This is a genomic window from Citrobacter freundii complex sp. 2024EL-00216 (assembly GCF_043945515.1).
Lineage (GTDB): Bacteria > Pseudomonadota > Gammaproteobacteria > Enterobacterales > Enterobacteriaceae > Citrobacter > Citrobacter portucalensis.
In genome coordinates this window covers 85175-101538 of the sequence record NZ_JBIMRA010000001.1, presented here as the reverse complement: position 1 = coordinate 101538, position 16364 = coordinate 85175, and the positions used below count along the sequence as shown (strand labels likewise).

At 50.3% G+C, this 16364-nt stretch carries 12 protein-coding genes; 7 read left to right on the top strand and 5 right to left on the bottom strand.

The genetic code is table 11. From position 1 onward, the window contains the following. Nucleotides 1-24: 24 nt before the first annotated feature. The 5 genes from ACHHZ7_RS00475 to ycaO all read right to left on the bottom strand — a co-directional run bounded on the left by ACHHZ7_RS00475 (nucleotide 25) and on the right by ycaO (nucleotide 7321). Nucleotides 25-819 carry a hypothetical protein gene (locus tag ACHHZ7_RS00475; RefSeq protein WP_060682474.1) on the bottom strand — a complete coding sequence of 265 codons (795 nt, stop codon included), beginning with the start codon at nucleotides 817-819 and terminating at the stop codon, nucleotides 25-27. Nucleotides 820-905: 86 nt separating this feature from the next. After that, complete coding sequence (gene pflA, locus ACHHZ7_RS00470; protein ID WP_003035751.1) at nucleotides 906-1646, bottom strand: pyruvate formate lyase 1-activating protein; 741 nt, start codon at nucleotides 1644-1646, stop codon at nucleotides 906-908. 310 nt (nucleotides 1647-1956) lie between these two features. Next, on the bottom strand, nucleotides 1957-4239 hold the full coding sequence (pflB, locus tag ACHHZ7_RS00465; RefSeq protein WP_003035753.1) for a formate C-acetyltransferase: 2283 nt from the start codon (nucleotides 4237-4239) through the stop codon (nucleotides 1957-1959). 59 nt (nucleotides 4240-4298) lie between these two features. After that, nucleotides 4299-5156, bottom strand: coding sequence for a formate transporter FocA (gene focA / locus ACHHZ7_RS00460; protein ID WP_003831909.1), 858 nt, complete (start codon nucleotides 5154-5156; stop codon nucleotides 4299-4301). 404 nt (nucleotides 5157-5560) lie between these two features. Beyond that, nucleotides 5561-7321, bottom strand: a complete 1761-nt coding sequence (gene ycaO / locus ACHHZ7_RS00455) for a 30S ribosomal protein S12 methylthiotransferase accessory factor YcaO (RefSeq protein WP_060682473.1) — start codon at nucleotides 7319-7321, stop codon at nucleotides 5561-5563. A 136-nt stretch (nucleotides 7322-7457) separates the two neighbouring features. On the opposite strand from ycaO, the gene ACHHZ7_RS00450 reads away from it, so the two are divergent. The 7 genes from ACHHZ7_RS00450 (at nucleotide 7458) to ACHHZ7_RS00420 (ending at nucleotide 16361) form a co-directional block, all read left to right on the top strand. Further along, nucleotides 7458-8150 carry a DUF421 domain-containing protein gene (locus tag ACHHZ7_RS00450; protein ID WP_008784261.1) on the top strand — a complete coding sequence of 231 codons (693 nt, stop codon included), beginning with the start codon at nucleotides 7458-7460 and terminating at the stop codon, nucleotides 8148-8150. A 212-nt stretch (nucleotides 8151-8362) separates the two neighbouring features. Further along, nucleotides 8363-9451: a 3-phosphoserine/phosphohydroxythreonine transaminase gene (gene serC / locus ACHHZ7_RS00445; RefSeq protein ID WP_032942886.1), complete on the top strand. Its 1089-nt coding sequence runs from the start codon at nucleotides 8363-8365 to the stop codon at nucleotides 9449-9451. Between the two features lie 69 nt (nucleotides 9452-9520). Further along, the gene (aroA, locus tag ACHHZ7_RS00440; protein WP_060682472.1) at nucleotides 9521-10804 is read left to right on the top strand and encodes a 3-phosphoshikimate 1-carboxyvinyltransferase; all 1284 of its coding nucleotides are present in this window, start codon (nucleotides 9521-9523) and stop codon (nucleotides 10802-10804) included. A 171-nt stretch (nucleotides 10805-10975) separates the two neighbouring features. After that, nucleotides 10976-11659 carry a (d)CMP kinase gene (gene cmk, locus ACHHZ7_RS00435; RefSeq protein WP_003035772.1) on the top strand — a complete coding sequence of 228 codons (684 nt, stop codon included), beginning with the start codon at nucleotides 10976-10978 and terminating at the stop codon, nucleotides 11657-11659. A 113-nt stretch (nucleotides 11660-11772) separates the two neighbouring features. Next, entirely contained in the window at nucleotides 11773-13446 is a 1674-nt protein-coding gene (rpsA, locus tag ACHHZ7_RS00430) for a 30S ribosomal protein S1 (RefSeq protein ID WP_003035776.1), read from the top strand. A 159-nt stretch (nucleotides 13447-13605) separates the two neighbouring features. Further along, nucleotides 13606-13890, top strand: coding sequence for an integration host factor subunit beta (gene ihfB / locus ACHHZ7_RS00425; protein ID WP_003035780.1), 285 nt, complete (start codon nucleotides 13606-13608; stop codon nucleotides 13888-13890). Between the two features lie 206 nt (nucleotides 13891-14096). Continuing rightward, on the top strand, nucleotides 14097-16361 hold the full coding sequence (locus tag ACHHZ7_RS00420) for a ComEC family protein (RefSeq protein WP_060682471.1): 2265 nt from the start codon (nucleotides 14097-14099) through the stop codon (nucleotides 16359-16361). Nucleotides 16362-16364 lie beyond the last annotated feature (3 nt).

Sequence of the window (16364 nt, the reverse complement as noted above, 5' to 3'; positions counted from 1 at the left end):
TGATGCTATCTCCTGCTTTGCCTCTCAAAACAACGGGGACAGTTCTTTTGGGATGGCATACTGTTTGCCATCATAACGCAGTACCCAACTGGCTTTCCCCGGTTTATCCTTTGATGCGCACTGCTCGTTGGCGTCTGTATAGGCCGTTGATTCCACGTTTTTCTCGTTTACCCGAATATCGAAGTATCCATTATGTGAATCAGGCGCAAGGGCAAGGGTGCGTTTAATATCGTGGAATGTTCCCACACAGTTCCCGTCCCATTCACCGGTGCTATTCTCAAGTACGATTCCGTTTAATACCGCCCGTAGTTGATTATTTTCAATAACAAACAGCGATAGCGCATCTTCACTAAAAGGATTTACACGGGAACTGCCGGTGCGGGCGACTCGTAAGCCAAATGCGGTCTGATCTGGGGTAACTTTCCAGCGCGCAGTATCCAGCGCCAGACCGGTAATTTGAATGGCATCGTCATTCATACGTTCGGGCAGGCGTAGCCGCTGTTTTACGTCGAGGTTTGTGGAATCCAGTACCAGAAGCTCCAGATCGCCAATGCGATCGTAATCGCTATATTGTTGTGCCATCAGCGGAATCGCCGCTAGGGTCAGTTCCGGGTGGGCTGGCCAGACACGGCAAATTGCGCTTTGCGGTGAGTTACCTGTGATATCGATAACCTGATTATGTTGTGTGAGTAGCTTGCCTTCCGCTGTCGGTTTTGCATCTGGCCACGCATGTTGCACAATGGCGTTGATATCACAGTTGCTGGCGGCATTTACGTATTGGGCAGATAACAGCAACATGCCAGAAATGAATAACCGCATGGCGTCCTTTCCTTTAATTCGAGTGGTTGTCGCTTAGATAGCAAAACGGCTGCCGTTCAGGGCAGCCGTTTCGTGGTGGCTAAAACTCAATACATCACTTTATGTCCATATTGCTCGAGAATGCCCTTCACGCGCTCCATGGTCTCTTTCTTCGGTGGTTTGACGCCATCCAGTTTGTACTCTTCGCCCATTGCCACCCATTTGTGTTTGCCCAGCTCGTGGTAAGGCAGCAGCTCGATTTTTTCAACGTTACCCATATCGCGGGTAAATTCGCCGAGGCGGTGTGCGGAGTCATCGTCATCAGACCAGCCAGGTACGACAACATAGCGGATCCACACTTTGATGTCTTTGTTTGACAGGTAACGCGCGAACTCCAGCGTACGATGGTTAGATACGCCGACCAGATTCTGATGGATTTCATCGTTCATCTGTTTGAGATCGAGCATGACCAGGTCGGTGACTTCCAGCAGCTCATCGATCACCGGATCGTAGCGGCGAACAAAACCGTTGGTATCCAGACAGGTATGAATACCTTCTTTTTTACAAGCGCGGAACCAGTCACGTACGAATTCAGCTTGCAGGATAGCTTCGCCGCCAGACGCCGTCACGCCGCCGCCGGATGCGTTCATAAAGTGGCGATAGGTCACCACCTCTTTCATTAATTCGTCGACGGTGACTTCTTTACCGCCGTGTGTATCCCACGTGTCACGGTTATGGCAATACAGGCAGCGCATCAGGCAGCCCTGAAAGAAGGTAATAAAGCGGATGCCCGGGCCATCAACAGTGCCACAGGATTCAAAGGAGTGAATGCGACCAATAACTGACATTGCGGTGTTTCTCCAGGTGTGGCCCATCCGGGGCCAGTGTTAGTGCACAGTTATTAACTGTGTCGAGTCTGTTTTGGCTGCTATCCATACTTTTCGTCTTTCAAGATGCATCTTTGTTAGCTTCCTTCGCTCACCCCAGTCACGTACTTCTGTACGCTCCAGGGGATTCACTCCGTTGCCGCCTCAATGCAACTCGAAATCCATCGAGTATATAAGTATAGATAGCTGACAAAGCAGGCTATTAAAAAGGCCCCACTTACGTGGAGCCTTTATTGTACGCTTTTTAAAGTACGATTTCAGTCAAAACCAATTACATGGTCTGAGTGAAGGTACGAGTAATAACGTCCTGCTGCTGTTCTTTAGTCAGGGAGTTAAAACGTACTGCGTAGCCAGAAACGCGGATGGTCAGCTGCGGATATTTTTCCGGATGTTCCATCGCATCCAGCAGCATTTCGCGGTTCATGACGTTCACGTTCAGGTGCTGACCACCTTCGATGGACGCTTCGTGGTGGAAGTAACCATCCATCAGACCAGCCAGGTTGGTCTTACGAACTTCGTCGTCTTTACCCAGAGCGTTCGGAACGATAGAGAAGGTGTAAGAAATACCATCTTTAGCGTAAGCAAACGGCAGTTTAGCAACGGAGGTCAGAGAGGCAACAGCACCTTTCTGGTCACGACCGTGCATTGGGTTAGCACCCGGTCCGAACGGCGCGCCAGCACGACGACCATCTGGGGTATTACCAGTTTTCTTACCATAAACCACGTTAGAGGTGATGGTCAGAACAGACTGAGTCGGGATAGCGTTACGATAAGTAGTCAGTTTCTGAATTTTCTTCATGAAACGTTCTACCAGGTCAACCGCCATGTCATCAACGCGAGAGTCGTTGTTACCAAACTGCGGGTATTCGCCTTCGATTTCGAAGTCGATAGCCAGACCGTCTTCGTCACGAATCGGTTTAACTTTCGCATATTTGATTGCAGACAGGGAGTCAGCAGCAACGGACAGACCAGCGATACCACACGCCATGGTGCGGATAACGTCACGGTCGTGCAGCGCCATCAGAGAGGCTTCGTAGCTGTACTTGTCGTGCATGTAGTGGATAACGTTCAGTGCAGTGACGTACTGTTTAGCCAGCCAATCCATGAAGTGATCCATGCGGTCCATAACTTCGTCGAAGTTCAGAACGTCGCCTTTGATCGGTTCAGATTTAGGACCAACCTGCATTTTCAGTTTTTCATCAACGCCACCGTTGATTGCGTACAGCATGGTTTTCGCCAGGTTTGCACGCGCACCGAAGAACTGCATTTGTTTACCAACAACCATCGGGCTTACGCAGCAAGCGATAGCGTAGTCGTCGTTGTTGAAGTCCGGACGCATCAGGTCATCGTTCTCATACTGCAGAGAAGAGGTGTCGATGGACACTTTAGCGGCGAATTTCTTGAAGTTCAGAGGCAGTTTCTCAGACCACAGAACAGTGATGTTCGGCTCCGGAGAAGGACCCATGGTGTACAGGGTGTTCAGGAAGCGGAAGCTGTTTTTGGTAACCAGAGTACGGCCATCAACGCCCATACCACCGATTGATTCAGTTGCCCAAATCGGGTCACCGGAGAACAGTTCATCATATTCAGGAGTACGCAGGAAACGAACCATACGCAGTTTCATGACCAGGTGGTCGATCATTTCCTGTGCGTCTTGCTCGGTGATTTTGCCTGCTTTCAGGTCACGTTCGATGTAAGCATCCAGGAAGGTGGATACGCGACCGAAGGACATTGCTGCACCGTTCTGAGATTTAACTGCGGCCAGGTAGCCGAAGTAAGTCCACTGGATAGCTTCCTGAGCGTTGGTAGCCGGACCAGAGATATCGCAGCCATATTTAGCAGCCATTTCTTTGATCTGACCCAGAGCGCGGTGCTGTTCAGCGATTTCTTCACGCAGACGGATAGTTGCTTCCAGGTTTACGCCGTTTTCCAGATCGGACTGCAGAGAGACGAACTGAGCGTATTTGTCTTTCATCAGGTAGTCGATACCGTACAGCGCAACGCGACGGTAGTCACCGATGATACGGCCACGGCCATACGCATCTGGCAGACCAGTCAGAACACCGGATTTACGGCAGTTCAGAATGTCTTTGGTGTAAACATCGAATACGCCCTGGTTGTGGGTTTTGCGGTATTCGGTGAAGATTTTTTTCAGCATCGGGTCCAGTTCGCGATTGTACGCTTTGCAGGAACCTTCAACCATTTTGATGCCGCCAAACGGAATGATCGCACGTTTCAGCGGAGCTTCAGTCTGCAGACCAACAATCTTCTCGAGCGCTTTGTTGATGTAGCCAGCGTCGTGAGAAGTGATGGTAGAAGCAACGGAGGTGTCAAAGTCAACAGGCGCGTGAGTGCGGTTTTCCTGTTTAACGCCTTCCATCACGCTGTCCCACAGTGCAGTGGTCGCATCAGTTGCGCCAGCCAGGAAGGACTCGTCACCCTCATACGGAGTGTAGTTTTTCTGAATGAAGTCACGTACGTTTACTTCATTCTGCCAATCACCTTTGGTAAAACCTTCCCAGGCTGTGGCTAACTTTTCATTAAGCTCGGACATGTAACACCTACCTTCTTAAGTGGATTTTTTATTTACTGCGTGTAATGGGCATCAACAGATTAATGATGATCGTTACCACGCAGATAAATGACCCAGTATGTCAACCCGACCAACAAACCGCCGCCGATAATGTTACCGATCGTAACCGGAATCAGGTTATCGGTGATGAAATTCATCACGGTCAGGTGAGAAAAATTCTCCGGAGAAGACCCAACTGCGGTCCAGAATTCCGGGGTGGCGAAATCGCGTATTACAATACCCATAGGGATCATAAACATGTTTGCGATACTGTGCTCAAAACCGCTGGCAACAAACATTGCGACCGGTAATACCATGATAAACGCTTTGTCCATCAGGCTGCGGCCCGAGTAGCTCATCCATACGGCCAGACACACCATCAGGTTAGCCAGGATACCAAGGCTCACTGCCTCAACAAAAGTATGGTGCACTTTGTGGTCGGCTGTTTGCAGAACGTTGAGCCCCCATGCGCCGTTGGCGGTCATATACTCGCCAGAAAGCCACATGAGTAACACAAAGATCAGGGCGCCAATCAGGTTGCCGACATAAACGTTAAGCCAGTTTTTCGCTAACTGACCCCAGGTAATACGACCACTGGCTTTAGCAACGACGATCAGTACGGTTGAAGTGAAGAGGTCTGCACCGCAGACAACACAAAGGATCAGCCCCAAGGAAAAGCAGATACCACCTACTAATTTCGCCATGCCGAAAGGCATAGTACCAGTGCCGGTTGTGGCGGTGATATAGAAAACAAAGGCAATTGAAATGAATACACCGGCAGTAATTGCCAGATAGAACGTCTTAAGCGGATGTTTCGTTGCTTTATAGACGCCTGCTTCTTCGGCAACTTTGGCCATTGCAGCAGGTAGAATAAGATCAAAAGGGTTGTCAGCTTTCACACTAACTCTCTCTTTATTAAGTCGGCGACGAGATACTAACAAAGCATTATAGATGAGAATTTGATATAGATCATATCTCGCCTGGCTTATAGGCCCGTAAGACGCATGGTTTTTATGCGATTACGGTGTAACATGTTGATTATCCATATAAAAATAAATTTTAAAAATTATAAAGTGAGTTGAATTTTTTCTTTCAGCCTCCTATGGGACGGTTAATTAAAATGGAGTAATTGAGATAAAAAACCACATTAATAAGCTAATTTTTTTAATATCAACTACTAATATTTAACCTTGCTTTTACATTTATTTTTTGGTTTGACCAAAATAAAAAACGGGGCGCTTTAAGCGCCCCGTAATATAGCTCAGACAATACATTTAGCCTACTCGAGGCAAGTTGTTTGTCACTATTTTGACCAGTGTGCCGCTTTCGCGCGTTGCAATTTCTCATAGGCTTTCAGCAGAGACTGATGTGCCGGGAATGCGTGCAGATCGCTGTCTACTGGCTGAAGTCCATAAAACGGTGCTTCACCACTCAGTGCCGCACTTGCCGCTTCAACCGCCTCAGCGCCGTACATGCGGACGAATGCGTTCAGATACTGCAGCGGCTGACGGTCTTCTTCCTGAGACAGCAGCAACAATGTTTGCAGGCAGCGATAGTAGTTTGCACGTTCCGCGCTAAAGACGGAGGCGTTAAATTCCATCGTCCATTCGGTCCACACCAGGGCCTGCTCCAGATCGCCACCGGCCAGCGCCAGCATCACTTTAAGCTCGCCAATACGCAGGGTGTACCAACCGTTATCCGCACCGGTCGCCAGACCGAGCAGCTCGCGCACGCGGGTGAAGTCGTCAAAACCTTCTTCATCCAACTGTTCAATCAGATTGAGGTAGTCTTCTTTATCCCACTCACTGCCTGGCAGAGAGAGAATGGTGTCACGCAGATGGGTGCCCATAGCGTTGTTGGCTAACCACAGATCTTCTGCCGGATAGATGTCAGACATTCCCGGAACAATAATGCGGCACGCGTAAACGCCCAGGTGCTCATAGTCAGCGATATACACTTCTTTATCTTCAGCATTGAAGATGGCCATCAGGGTGGCGAACTCTTCTTCCGTGGTGCCGGAGAAATTCCAGTCAACGAACGGATAGTCGGCATCCTGCTTGAACAGATCCCAGGAGATCAGACCGCTGGAATCGATGAAGTGAGTTTCAAGGTTGGTATGTTCTGCCACTTCCTCATCGTCGAAGGTCGGTGGGGTGAAGACATCAAGATCCTTCAGACCACGGCCCTGCAGCAGTTCAGTCACGGTACGCTCCAGCGCAACGCCGAAATCCGGGTGTGCGCCGAAGGAGGCAAAGCAGGTACCGTTGGCCGGGTTGAACAGGACAACGCAAATCACCGGATACTTACCGCCCAGCGAGCCATCGTAGGCAAAAATTGGGAAACCTTCTGCTTCCAGTGTGGCGATGGACTCCACCACTGCCGGATAGCGCGCCATCACCTCGGCCGGGATTTCCGGCAGGCTGATGCTTTCGGCAATAATACGGTTCTTCACATGGCGCTCAAAGACTTCAGACAGGCCCTGAACGCGAGCTTCGTTAGGTGTGTTACCCGCAGACATGCCGTTAGAAACATACAGGTTGCCGATAATATTCATCGGAATGTAGACGGTCTGGTTATCAGACTGGCGGGTAAACGGCAGGCCGCAGACGCCACGCTCTTCATTACCAGACTGTAGATCGATAAGCATGCTGCCGGTCAGTTCGTTATCTGGATCGTAAAACGCACGCAGACGTTCATCCAGTAAACCTTCTGGAACATCGTCTTCTTCAGTCAGCGGGAACCATTTTTCGTTCGGGTAATGTACGAACGGGCCATTGGCGATAGTTTCGCCCAGCCAGAAATCTGCAAAGAAGTAGTTAGTCGACAGACGCTCAAAGTATTCGCCCAGCGCAGAAGCCAGCGCCGCTTTTTTTGTCGCGCCTTTACCGTTGGTGAAGCACAGCGCGCATTCTTTGTCGCGAATATGTACAGACCAGACGTTAGGGACGGGATTCAACCACGAAGCTTCTTCAATTTGAAAACCGAGGTCGAGCAATTTTTGCTGGAAGCGAGCGATGGAGTCTTCCAGAGCGGCATCTTTGCCGGGGATAAATGTTTGCGTCATGAAAATCACTTTTGTCGTACGGAAAGCGCGCAATGATACGGGTTTTCAATGAACGGCGCTATCGTCGCCGGAGCCCATGCGTAAATAAAAGCATTGGCTATGCTTTCTTACAGCCAATCACGTTTAGAGCATATTAATGAAAGCTTTCGATTTACACCGTATGGCGCTTGATAAGGTGCCCATGGATTTTCTGGGGGAAGTTGCGCTACGCAGCCTTTACACCTTTATATTGGTTTTTCTGTTTTTAAAAATCACCGGACGTCGTGGCGTACGCCAGATGTCGCTTTTTGAAGTCCTTATCATCCTTACGCTGGGTTCCGCCGCGGGAGACGTGGCGTTTTATGACGATGTTCCGATGCTGCCGGTGCTGGTGGTCTTTATTACTCTTGCTGTGCTGTATCGGCTGGTAATGTGGCTAATGGCGCATAGTGAAAAAATGGAGGACCTGCTGGAGGGCAAACCCGTCGTGATCATTGAAGACGGCGAGCTGGCATGGTCAAAGCTCAATAGCGCCAATATGACGGAATTTGAATTCTTTATGGAACTGCGTTTGAACGGCGTGGAGCAATTGGGACAAGTGAAACTGGCTATTCTGGAGACGAATGGGCAAATCAGCGTCTACTTCTTTGCCGATGAAGATGTAAAGCCGGGGCTCAGTATTCTGCCTAAACGTTGTACGCAACGATTTAAAGTAATACCTGAAGCAGGGGACTATGCCTGCATACGTTGTAGCGAAGTAGTGCAAATGAAGGCCGGAGATCATCAATTATGTCCGCGCTGTGCAAATCCAGAATGGTCGAAGGCCAGTCGGGCAAAACGGGTTACCTGACAGCAAAAATCTCGGTTTTTACCCGTCAATCCGATAGATTCTGTTGTGTGACCGATGACACATTTTTACCCTTGCCAGTTTTACCCATTGCGGCGCGTGTCACTGAATGATAAAACCGATATCCACAGGAATAACTTATACCAATGTCTGTCACCGGATTATCGTCAATGACAGGATGTTGATTGGACAACAACACAACGTGGTGAGGGGAAATGGCTCAGGTCTTCAATTTTAGTTCAGGTCCGGCAATGTTACCGGCAGAAGTACTTAAACTGGCTCAACAGGATCTTTGTGACTGGAACGGTCTTGGCACGTCAGTGATGGAAATTAGCCACCGTGGCAAAGAATTCATCCAGGTCGCAGAGGAAGCGGAGCAGGATTTTCGCGATCTTCTCAGCATCCCCTCCAACTATAAAGTGTTGTTCTGCCATGGCGGTGGTCGCGGGCAGTTCGCGGGTATCCCGTTAAATATTCTGGGCGATAAAACCACCGCGGATTACGTCGATGCCGGTTATTGGGCCGCCAGCGCAATTAAAGAAGCGAAAAAATACTGCACGCCAAACGTTATTGATGCCAAAGTCACCGTGGACGGCCTGCGTGCTGTTAAGCCGATGAGTGAATGGCAACTTTCTGATAACGCGGCATACCTGCACTATTGCCCGAACGAAACCATCGATGGCATTGCGATCGATGAAACGCCGAATTTTGCCAGCAACGTTGTGGTCACGGCGGATCTGTCCTCTACCATTCTTTCCGCACCGCTTGACGTTAGTCGTTATGGCGTAATTTATGCCGGGGCACAGAAAAATATCGGCCCGGCCGGTCTGACGATTGTCATCGTCCGTGAAGATTTGCTGGGTAAAGCTCATGTCTCATGCCCGTCAATCCTCGACTATACCGTGCTGAATGACAACGATTCCATGTTCAATACGCCGCCAACCTTTGCCTGGTATCTGTCTGGCCTGGTCTTTAAATGGCTGAAAAAGCAGGGCGGTGTTAATGCGATGGATAAAATTAACCAGCAAAAAGCGGAATTGCTCTACGGCGTAATCGATAACAGCGATTTCTACCGTAACGATGTGGCGAAATCTAACCGTTCACGCATGAACGTACCGTTCCAGCTGGCTGATAGCGCATTGGATAAACTGTTCCTGGAAGAGTCTTTTGCTGCGGGCCTGCACGCGCTGAAAGGGCATCGTGTAGTCGGCGGTATGCGTGCGTCCATCTACAATGCCATGCCGCTTGAAGGTGTTAAAGCACTGACCGATTTCATGGTCGATTTCGAACGCCGCCGCGGCTAATCTGCTGTACTTTTCATCCCCACAGCCCGTCTGTGGGGTTTTTATGTCTGTTTTTGAGAGTCTAGTTTCATGGAATCCCTGACGTTACAACCCATTGCGCGGGTGGATGGCACCATCAATCTGCCTGGATCCAAAAGTGTTTCTAACCGCGCTTTGCTGCTGGCTGCATTAGCCAATGGCACCACTGTCCTGACCAATCTGCTGGACAGCGATGATGTTCGCCATATGCTCAATGCTCTGAATGCGTTAGGGATTAGCTATACCCTTTCTGCCGATCGTACCCGCTGCGAGATAATTGGCAATGGCGGTGCGTTGCACGCAGAAGGTGCAGTTGAGCTGTTCCTTGGCAACGCCGGAACCGCAATGCGCCCGCTGGCCGCAGCGCTATGTCTGGGCAGCAATGACATCGTGCTGACGGGCGAACCGCGCATGAAAGAGCGCCCGATTGGCCATCTGGTTGATGCGCTGCGCCAGGGCGGAGCCAAAATTGACTATCTGGAGCAGGAAAACTATCCACCTTTACGTCTGCGCGGTGGCTTTACCGGAGGCCAGGTTGAGGTAGACGGTAGCGTTTCCAGCCAGTTCCTCACTGCGTTGCTGATGACTGCGCCGCTGGCGCCGCAGGATACGACGATCGCAATTAAAGGTGACCTGGTATCCAAACCTTACATTGATATCACACTGAACCTGATGAAAACGTTTGGTGTTGAAATTGAAAATCAAAACTACCAGCGCTTTGTCGTGAAGGGGCAGCAGCAGTATCAGTCACCGGGTGCATACCTGGTTGAAGGTGATGCTTCTTCCGCTTCCTATTTCCTTGCGGCGGGTGCTATTAAAGGCGGTACGGTAAAAGTTACCGGGATTGGCCGCAACAGCATGCAGGGTGATATTCGTTTTGCCGATGTACTGGAGAAAATGGGTGCAACCATTACATGGGGCGACGATTTTATTGCCTGTACTCACGGCGAGTTGAACGCAGTGGATATGGATATGAACCATATTCCTGATGCGGCGATGACCATTGCAACGGCGGCGCTGTTCGCTAAAGGCACCACGACATTACGTAATATCTACAACTGGCGCGTCAAAGAGACCGATCGTCTGTTCGCGATGGCGACGGAGTTACGCAAAGTGGGCGCGGAAGTGGAAGAGGGGCATGACTTTATCCGCATCACCCCGCCTGCAACATTGCAATTTGCGGACATCGCGACCTACAACGATCACCGCATGGCGATGTGTTTCTCGCTGGTGGCGCTGTCTGACACGCCGGTGACCATTCTTGACCCAAAATGTACCGCCAAAACCTTCCCGGATTATTTCGAACAGTTGGCTCGTATTAGTACATCTGCCTGATTTTATTGCCGCACTTTCGGGTGCGGCACATTCTGACATCTCCGATTGCCTATTTATTCTACACTCAGCTTCAATGATTCTGCATTTTTCACACAAAGATAACGATCGTTGGCGTTGGCGCGTATAATGCGCGGCGTTCACGTTAATGTACGCCCTTTTAAGGAGAAAAAGATGACGGCAATTGCCCCGGTTATTACCATTGATGGCCCAAGTGGTGCAGGTAAAGGCACCTTGTGCAAGGCAATGGCGGAAGCATTGCAGTGGCATCTGTTAGATTCAGGCGCGATTTACCGCGTACTGGCGCTCGCAGCGTTACATCACCATGTTGATGTCACATCTGAAGATGCTCTGGTACCGCTTGCCTCACACCTTGATGTGCGTTTTATCTCAACAGACGGCAACCTGGAAGTCATTCTTGAAGGTGAAGATGTCAGCGGTGAAATACGTACTCAGGAAGTAGCGAATGCCGCCTCTCAGGTTGCGGCGTTTCCCCGCGTGCGTGAAGCGTTATTACGTCGTCAACGCGCATTTCGCGAAACCCCAGGTCTGATTGCTGATGGACGTGATATGGGCACCGTGGTGTTCCCGGATGCGCCGGTGAAAATTTTTCTGGACGCCTCCTCGCAAGAACGTGCGCATAGACGTATGCTACAGTTGCAGGAGAAGGGCTTTAGTGTTAACTTTGAACGCCTTTTGGCCGAGATCGAAGAACGCGATTATCGCGATCGTAACCGTGCTGTAGCGCCGCTGGTTCCCGCTGCTGATGCTTTAGTTTTGGATTCAACCCGATTAAGCATTGAGCAAGTGATTGAAAAAGCGTTACAATACGCGCGCCAAAAACTGGCTCTCGCTTAAGTGCGACCGAATTTGCAGTACCCCCGTTGCAATGGATTGACAGCGGGTATGTTAAACAACCCCATCCGGCATGGAGCCAGGTGGACGTTAAATATGAAACCTGAAGATTAAACATGACTGAATCTTTTGCTCAACTGTTTGAAGAATCCTTAAAAGAAATCGAAACCCGTCCGGGTTCCATCGTTCGTGGTGTTGTTGTTGCTATCGACAAAGACGTAGTACTGGTTGACGCTGGTCTGAAATCTGAGTCCGCCATTCCGGCAGAGCAGTTCAAAAACGCCCAGGGCGAGCTGGAAATCCAGGTTGGTGACGAAGTTGACGTTGCTCTGGATGCAGTAGAAGACGGCTTCGGTGAAACCCTGCTGTCCCGTGAAAAAGCTAAACGTCACGAAGCTTGGATCACGCTGGAAAAAGCTTACGAAGAAGCTGCAACCGTTACTGGTGTTATCAATGGCAAAGTCAAGGGTGGCTTCACTGTTGAGCTGAATGGTATTCGCGCGTTCCTGCCGGGTTCCCTGGTAGACGTTCGTCCGGTCCGCGACACGCTGCACCTGGAAGGCAAAGAGCTTGAATTCAAAGTAATCAAGCTGGATCAGAAGCGTAACAACGTTGTTGTTTCCCGTCGTGCCGTTATCGAATCCGAAAACAGCGCAGAACGCGATCAGCTGCTGGAAAACCTGCAGGAAGGCATGGAAGTTAAAGGTATCGTTAAGAACCTCACTGACTACGGTGCATTCGTTGATCTGGGTGGCGTTGACGGCCTGCTGCACATCACCGACATGGCATGGAAACGCGTTAAGCATCCGAGCGAAATCGTAAACGTTGGCGACGAAATCACTGTTAAAGTGCTGAAGTTCGACCGCGAGCGTACTCGTGTATCTCTGGGCCTGAAACAGCTGGGCGAAGATCCATGGGTAGCTATCGCTAAGCGTTATCCGGAAGGTACCAAACTGACTGGTCGCGTGACCAACCTGACCGACTACGGCTGCTTCGTTGAAATCGAAGAAGGCGTTGAAGGCCTGGTTCACGTTTCCGAAATGGATTGGACCAACAAAAACATCCACCCGTCCAAAGTTGTTAACGTTGGCGATGTAGTGGAAGTTATGGTTCTGGATATCGACGAAGAACGTCGTCGTATCTCCCTGGGTCTGAAGCAGTGCAAAAACAACCCATGGCAGCAGTTCGCGGAAACCCACAACAAGGGTGACCGTGTTGAAGGTAAAATCAAGTCTATCACTGACTTCGGTATCTTCATCGGCTTGGACGGCGGCATCGACGGCCTGGTTCACCTGTCTGACATCTCCTGGAACGTTGCAGGCGAAGAAGCAGTTCGTGAATACAAAAAAGGCGACGAAATCGCAGCAGTTGTTCTGCAGGTTGACGCAGAGCGTGAGCGTATCTCTCTGGGCGTTAAACAGCTCGCAGAAGATCCGTTCAACAACTGGGTTGCACTGAACAAGAAAGGCGCAATCGTAAACGGTAAAGTCACTGCAGTTGACGCTAAAGGCGCAACCGTAGAACTGGCTGACGGCGTTGAAGGTTACCTGCGCGCTTCTGAAGCTTCACGTGACCGCGTTGAAGATGCAACTCTGGTTCTGAGCGTAGGCGACGACGTTGAAGCTAAATTCACCGGCGTTGATCGTAAGAACCGTGCAATCAGCCTGTCTGTTCGTGCTAAAGACGAAGCTGATGAGAAAGATGCAATCGCAACTGTTAACAAACAGGAAGATGCTAACTTCTCTAACAACGCAATGGCTGAAGCTTTCAAAGCAGCTAAAGGCGAGTAATATCGAGTGCTCTAAATCCTTTGTGCTGTTAACGGCACAAAGGGTGACGAGTAGCTTGACAGATTACAGGATTCGTCCTGTAATCAATGACAAAGGGCGGCTACGGCCGCCCTTAATCAATGCAGCAGCTAATTATGCCTTTAAGGAACCGGAGGAATCATGACCAAGTCAGAATTGATTGAAAGACTTGCAACCCAGCAACCTCATATTCCCGCGAAAGCGGTTGAAGATGCAGTTAAAGAGATGCTGGAACATATGGCCTCGACTCTTGCGCAGGGCGAGCGTATTGAAATCCGCGGTTTCGGCAGCTTCTCTTTGCATTACCGCGCACCACGCACCGGACGTAATCCGAAGACCGGCGATAAAGTGGATCTGGAAGGGAAATACGTTCCGCACTTTAAACCAGGTAAAGAACTGCGCGATCGCGCCAATATTTACGGTTAAGTTTTTAGCGAGACTTAACGCCGAGAAAAGCACCCAAATGGGTGCTTTTTTCATTTCTGTCCACCTATCCTGGAATCCTCATCCCAGTTAATTTGTACGTTACAACCATCACTAAATGTCTGCGGAACTCAGGTCGTATAACGATAAATTGATGCCAGACAACCGTCGAAGAGTACTGCACACTCCCTGTAACAGGGAGGTGATTGATGAAAATAACAACGGTGAGTACCTGCGCATTACTCGGCATTCTCCCACTCATGCTATTACCTATGCTGCCAGGCATGTTGTGTATCGGCATTGTATTTTGTCTGGCATGTCTGCTCTGTTTTCTCCCCTACAAATATATGCGTTCCGCCGGACTAACCCTGCTGTTTTTTCTTTGGGGAATCCTGGCCGCGAAAGAGGCTATGTGGGCCGGTAATACGCTGCCTGCGAAAACCCAGCAAGCCATTGTGCGGATAACCGGAACTGACAATATGACAACGCACTACGGCCAGATCACCCACCTTCAGGGGAAACGAATCTTTCCTGAGCAAGGAATCGTCTTGTACGGGCAGTATTTACCCGGTGATGTTTGTGCGGGTCAGACATGGGCGATGACGTTGAAAGTCCGCGCTGTACACGGTCAATTAAACGAAGGCGGATTTGATAGCCAGCGTTACGCATTGGCGCAGCATCAACCGCTGACGGGACGATTCTTGCAGGCTTCGGTAATCACACCACAATGCGGTTTGCGTTCGCGGTATCTCGCCTCGTTGAAAACGGCACTCACCGACTATCCCTGGCAGCAGGTCATACTGGGTCTGGGAATGGGGGAGCGCTTGTCTGTGTCACAAGAGGTGAAAACGATTATGCGTGATTCCGGCACGGCTCATTTGATGGCTATCTCCGGGCTGCATATTGCGTTTGCTGCATTACTGACCGCAGGATTGATACGTGCTGGACAATTTTTTATGCCAACAAGGTGGATTTGCTGGCAGATGCCATTAGTGGGTGGGATTGTCTGCGCCACATTTTATGCCTGGCTGACGGGGCTGCAACCCCCGGCATTACGAACGGTTGTTGCGCTGCTAGTCTGGGGGGCGCTGAGACTTAGCGGCAGGCAGTGGAGTGGATGGTCGGTCTGGATCTGCTGTCTGGCAGCCATCGTGGTGGTGGATCCTGTTGCTGTTCTTTCGCAAAGCCTATGGTTGTCTGCATCCGCCGTTGCGGCACTGCTGTTCTGGTACCAATGGGTACCGCTCCCGGACTGGCCGCTGTCGCGTGCTGGACGTCAATTTCTGGCGCTGGCTCATCTGCAATTGGGTATTACGCTTCTGCTTTTTCCCGTGCAAATCGCAATGTTTCACGGTTTTAGTCTGACCTCGTTTCTGGCTAATTTGTTTGCCGTCCCTTTGGTCACGTTTGTTTCCGTACCCTTGATATTAGCAGGCATGATCGTGCATTTAGCCGGGACGGTGATGGTTGAATCAAGCCTGTGGTATCTAGCGGATCGTTCTCTGGCGCTGCTATTTTGGGGGCTCAGAAGTCTGCCTGAAGGGTGGATCAATATTGATGCACGCTGGCAATGGCTGGCATTTTTACCCGGAATGATGATTATCGCATGGCGACTAAATATCTTGCGTACGCTACCGGTGGTCTGTTTCTCTGTGCTCCTTTTGCTGAGTGGGCCGCTTTGGCGTGTACCACGTACTGATGTGTGGCAAGTGCATATGCTGGATGTCGGGCAGGGGCTGGCGATGGTGATCGCGCGAAATGGGAAAGCGCTGCTTTACGATACAGGTCTGGCATGGCCTGAAGGCGATAGCGCACAACAGCTGATTATTCCCTGGTTGCGTTGGCATAATCTGGAGCCAGAAGGAATTATTTTAAGCCATGAGCACATGGATCACCGCGGCGGGTTGCACTCCTTACAACAAGCCTGGCCGTCGCTATGGGTAAGAAGTCCGCTGAGCTGGAAAGGTCATCTCCCGTGTTTTCGCGGAGAGCATTGGCAATGGCAAGGGTTAACCTTCAGTGCGCACTGGCCTGTGCGTGGAAATACAGACCAGGGGAATAACCACTCCTGTGTGGTTAAGGTCGATGACGGATATCAGAGTATTCTGCTGACCGGCGATATCGAATCTCCTGCTGAACAAAAAATGCTAAGTCACTATTGGCAGCACCTTCAGTCGACGGTGATGCAGGTTCCACATCATGGCAGCAATACTTCATCATCACTGGCACTCATTCAGCGGGTTGACGGGCAGGTCGCACTCGCCTCTGCATCCCGTTACAACGCCTGGCGTCTGCCGTCCTGGAAAGTGAAGCAACGTTATCGGCAACAAAATTATCAATGGCTGGATACCCCCCATCAGGGACAGATTACGCTGGATTTTTATCAAAAAAACTGGCGCATACGCAGCATGCGGGATCAGATTTTACCTCGTTGGTATCATCAGTGGTTTGGCGTGTCGGAGGATAACGGGTAGAAT

Excerpts from the sequence above, each read along its gene's own strand:
- ihfB (WP_003035780.1), top strand. The coding sequence starts at position 13,606 with ATGACCAAGTCAGAATTGATTGAAAGACTTGCAACCCAGCAACCTCAT.
- cmk (WP_003035772.1), top strand. The coding sequence starts at position 10,976 with ATGACGGCAATTGCCCCGGTTATTACCATTGATGGCCCAAGTGGTGCA.
- pflB (WP_003035753.1), bottom strand. The coding sequence starts at position 4,239 with ATGTCCGAGCTTAATGAAAAGTTAGCCACAGCCTGGGAAGGTTTTACC.
- ACHHZ7_RS00420 (WP_060682471.1), top strand. The coding sequence starts at position 14,097 with ATGAAAATAACAACGGTGAGTACCTGCGCATTACTCGGCATTCTCCCA.
- ACHHZ7_RS00475 (WP_060682474.1), bottom strand. The coding sequence starts at position 819 with ATGCGGTTATTCATTTCTGGCATGTTGCTGTTATCTGCCCAATACGTA.
- rpsA (WP_003035776.1), top strand. The coding sequence starts at position 11,773 with ATGACTGAATCTTTTGCTCAACTGTTTGAAGAATCCTTAAAAGAAATC.
- serC (WP_032942886.1), top strand. The coding sequence starts at position 8,363 with ATGGCTCAGGTCTTCAATTTTAGTTCAGGTCCGGCAATGTTACCGGCA.
- aroA (WP_060682472.1), top strand. The coding sequence starts at position 9,521 with ATGGAATCCCTGACGTTACAACCCATTGCGCGGGTGGATGGCACCATC.
- ACHHZ7_RS00450 (WP_008784261.1), top strand. The coding sequence starts at position 7,458 with ATGAAAGCTTTCGATTTACACCGTATGGCGCTTGATAAGGTGCCCATG.
- pflA (WP_003035751.1), bottom strand. The coding sequence starts at position 1,646 with ATGTCAGTTATTGGTCGCATTCACTCCTTTGAATCCTGTGGCACTGTT.
- ycaO (WP_060682473.1), bottom strand. The coding sequence starts at position 7,321 with ATGACGCAAACATTTATCCCCGGCAAAGATGCCGCTCTGGAAGACTCC.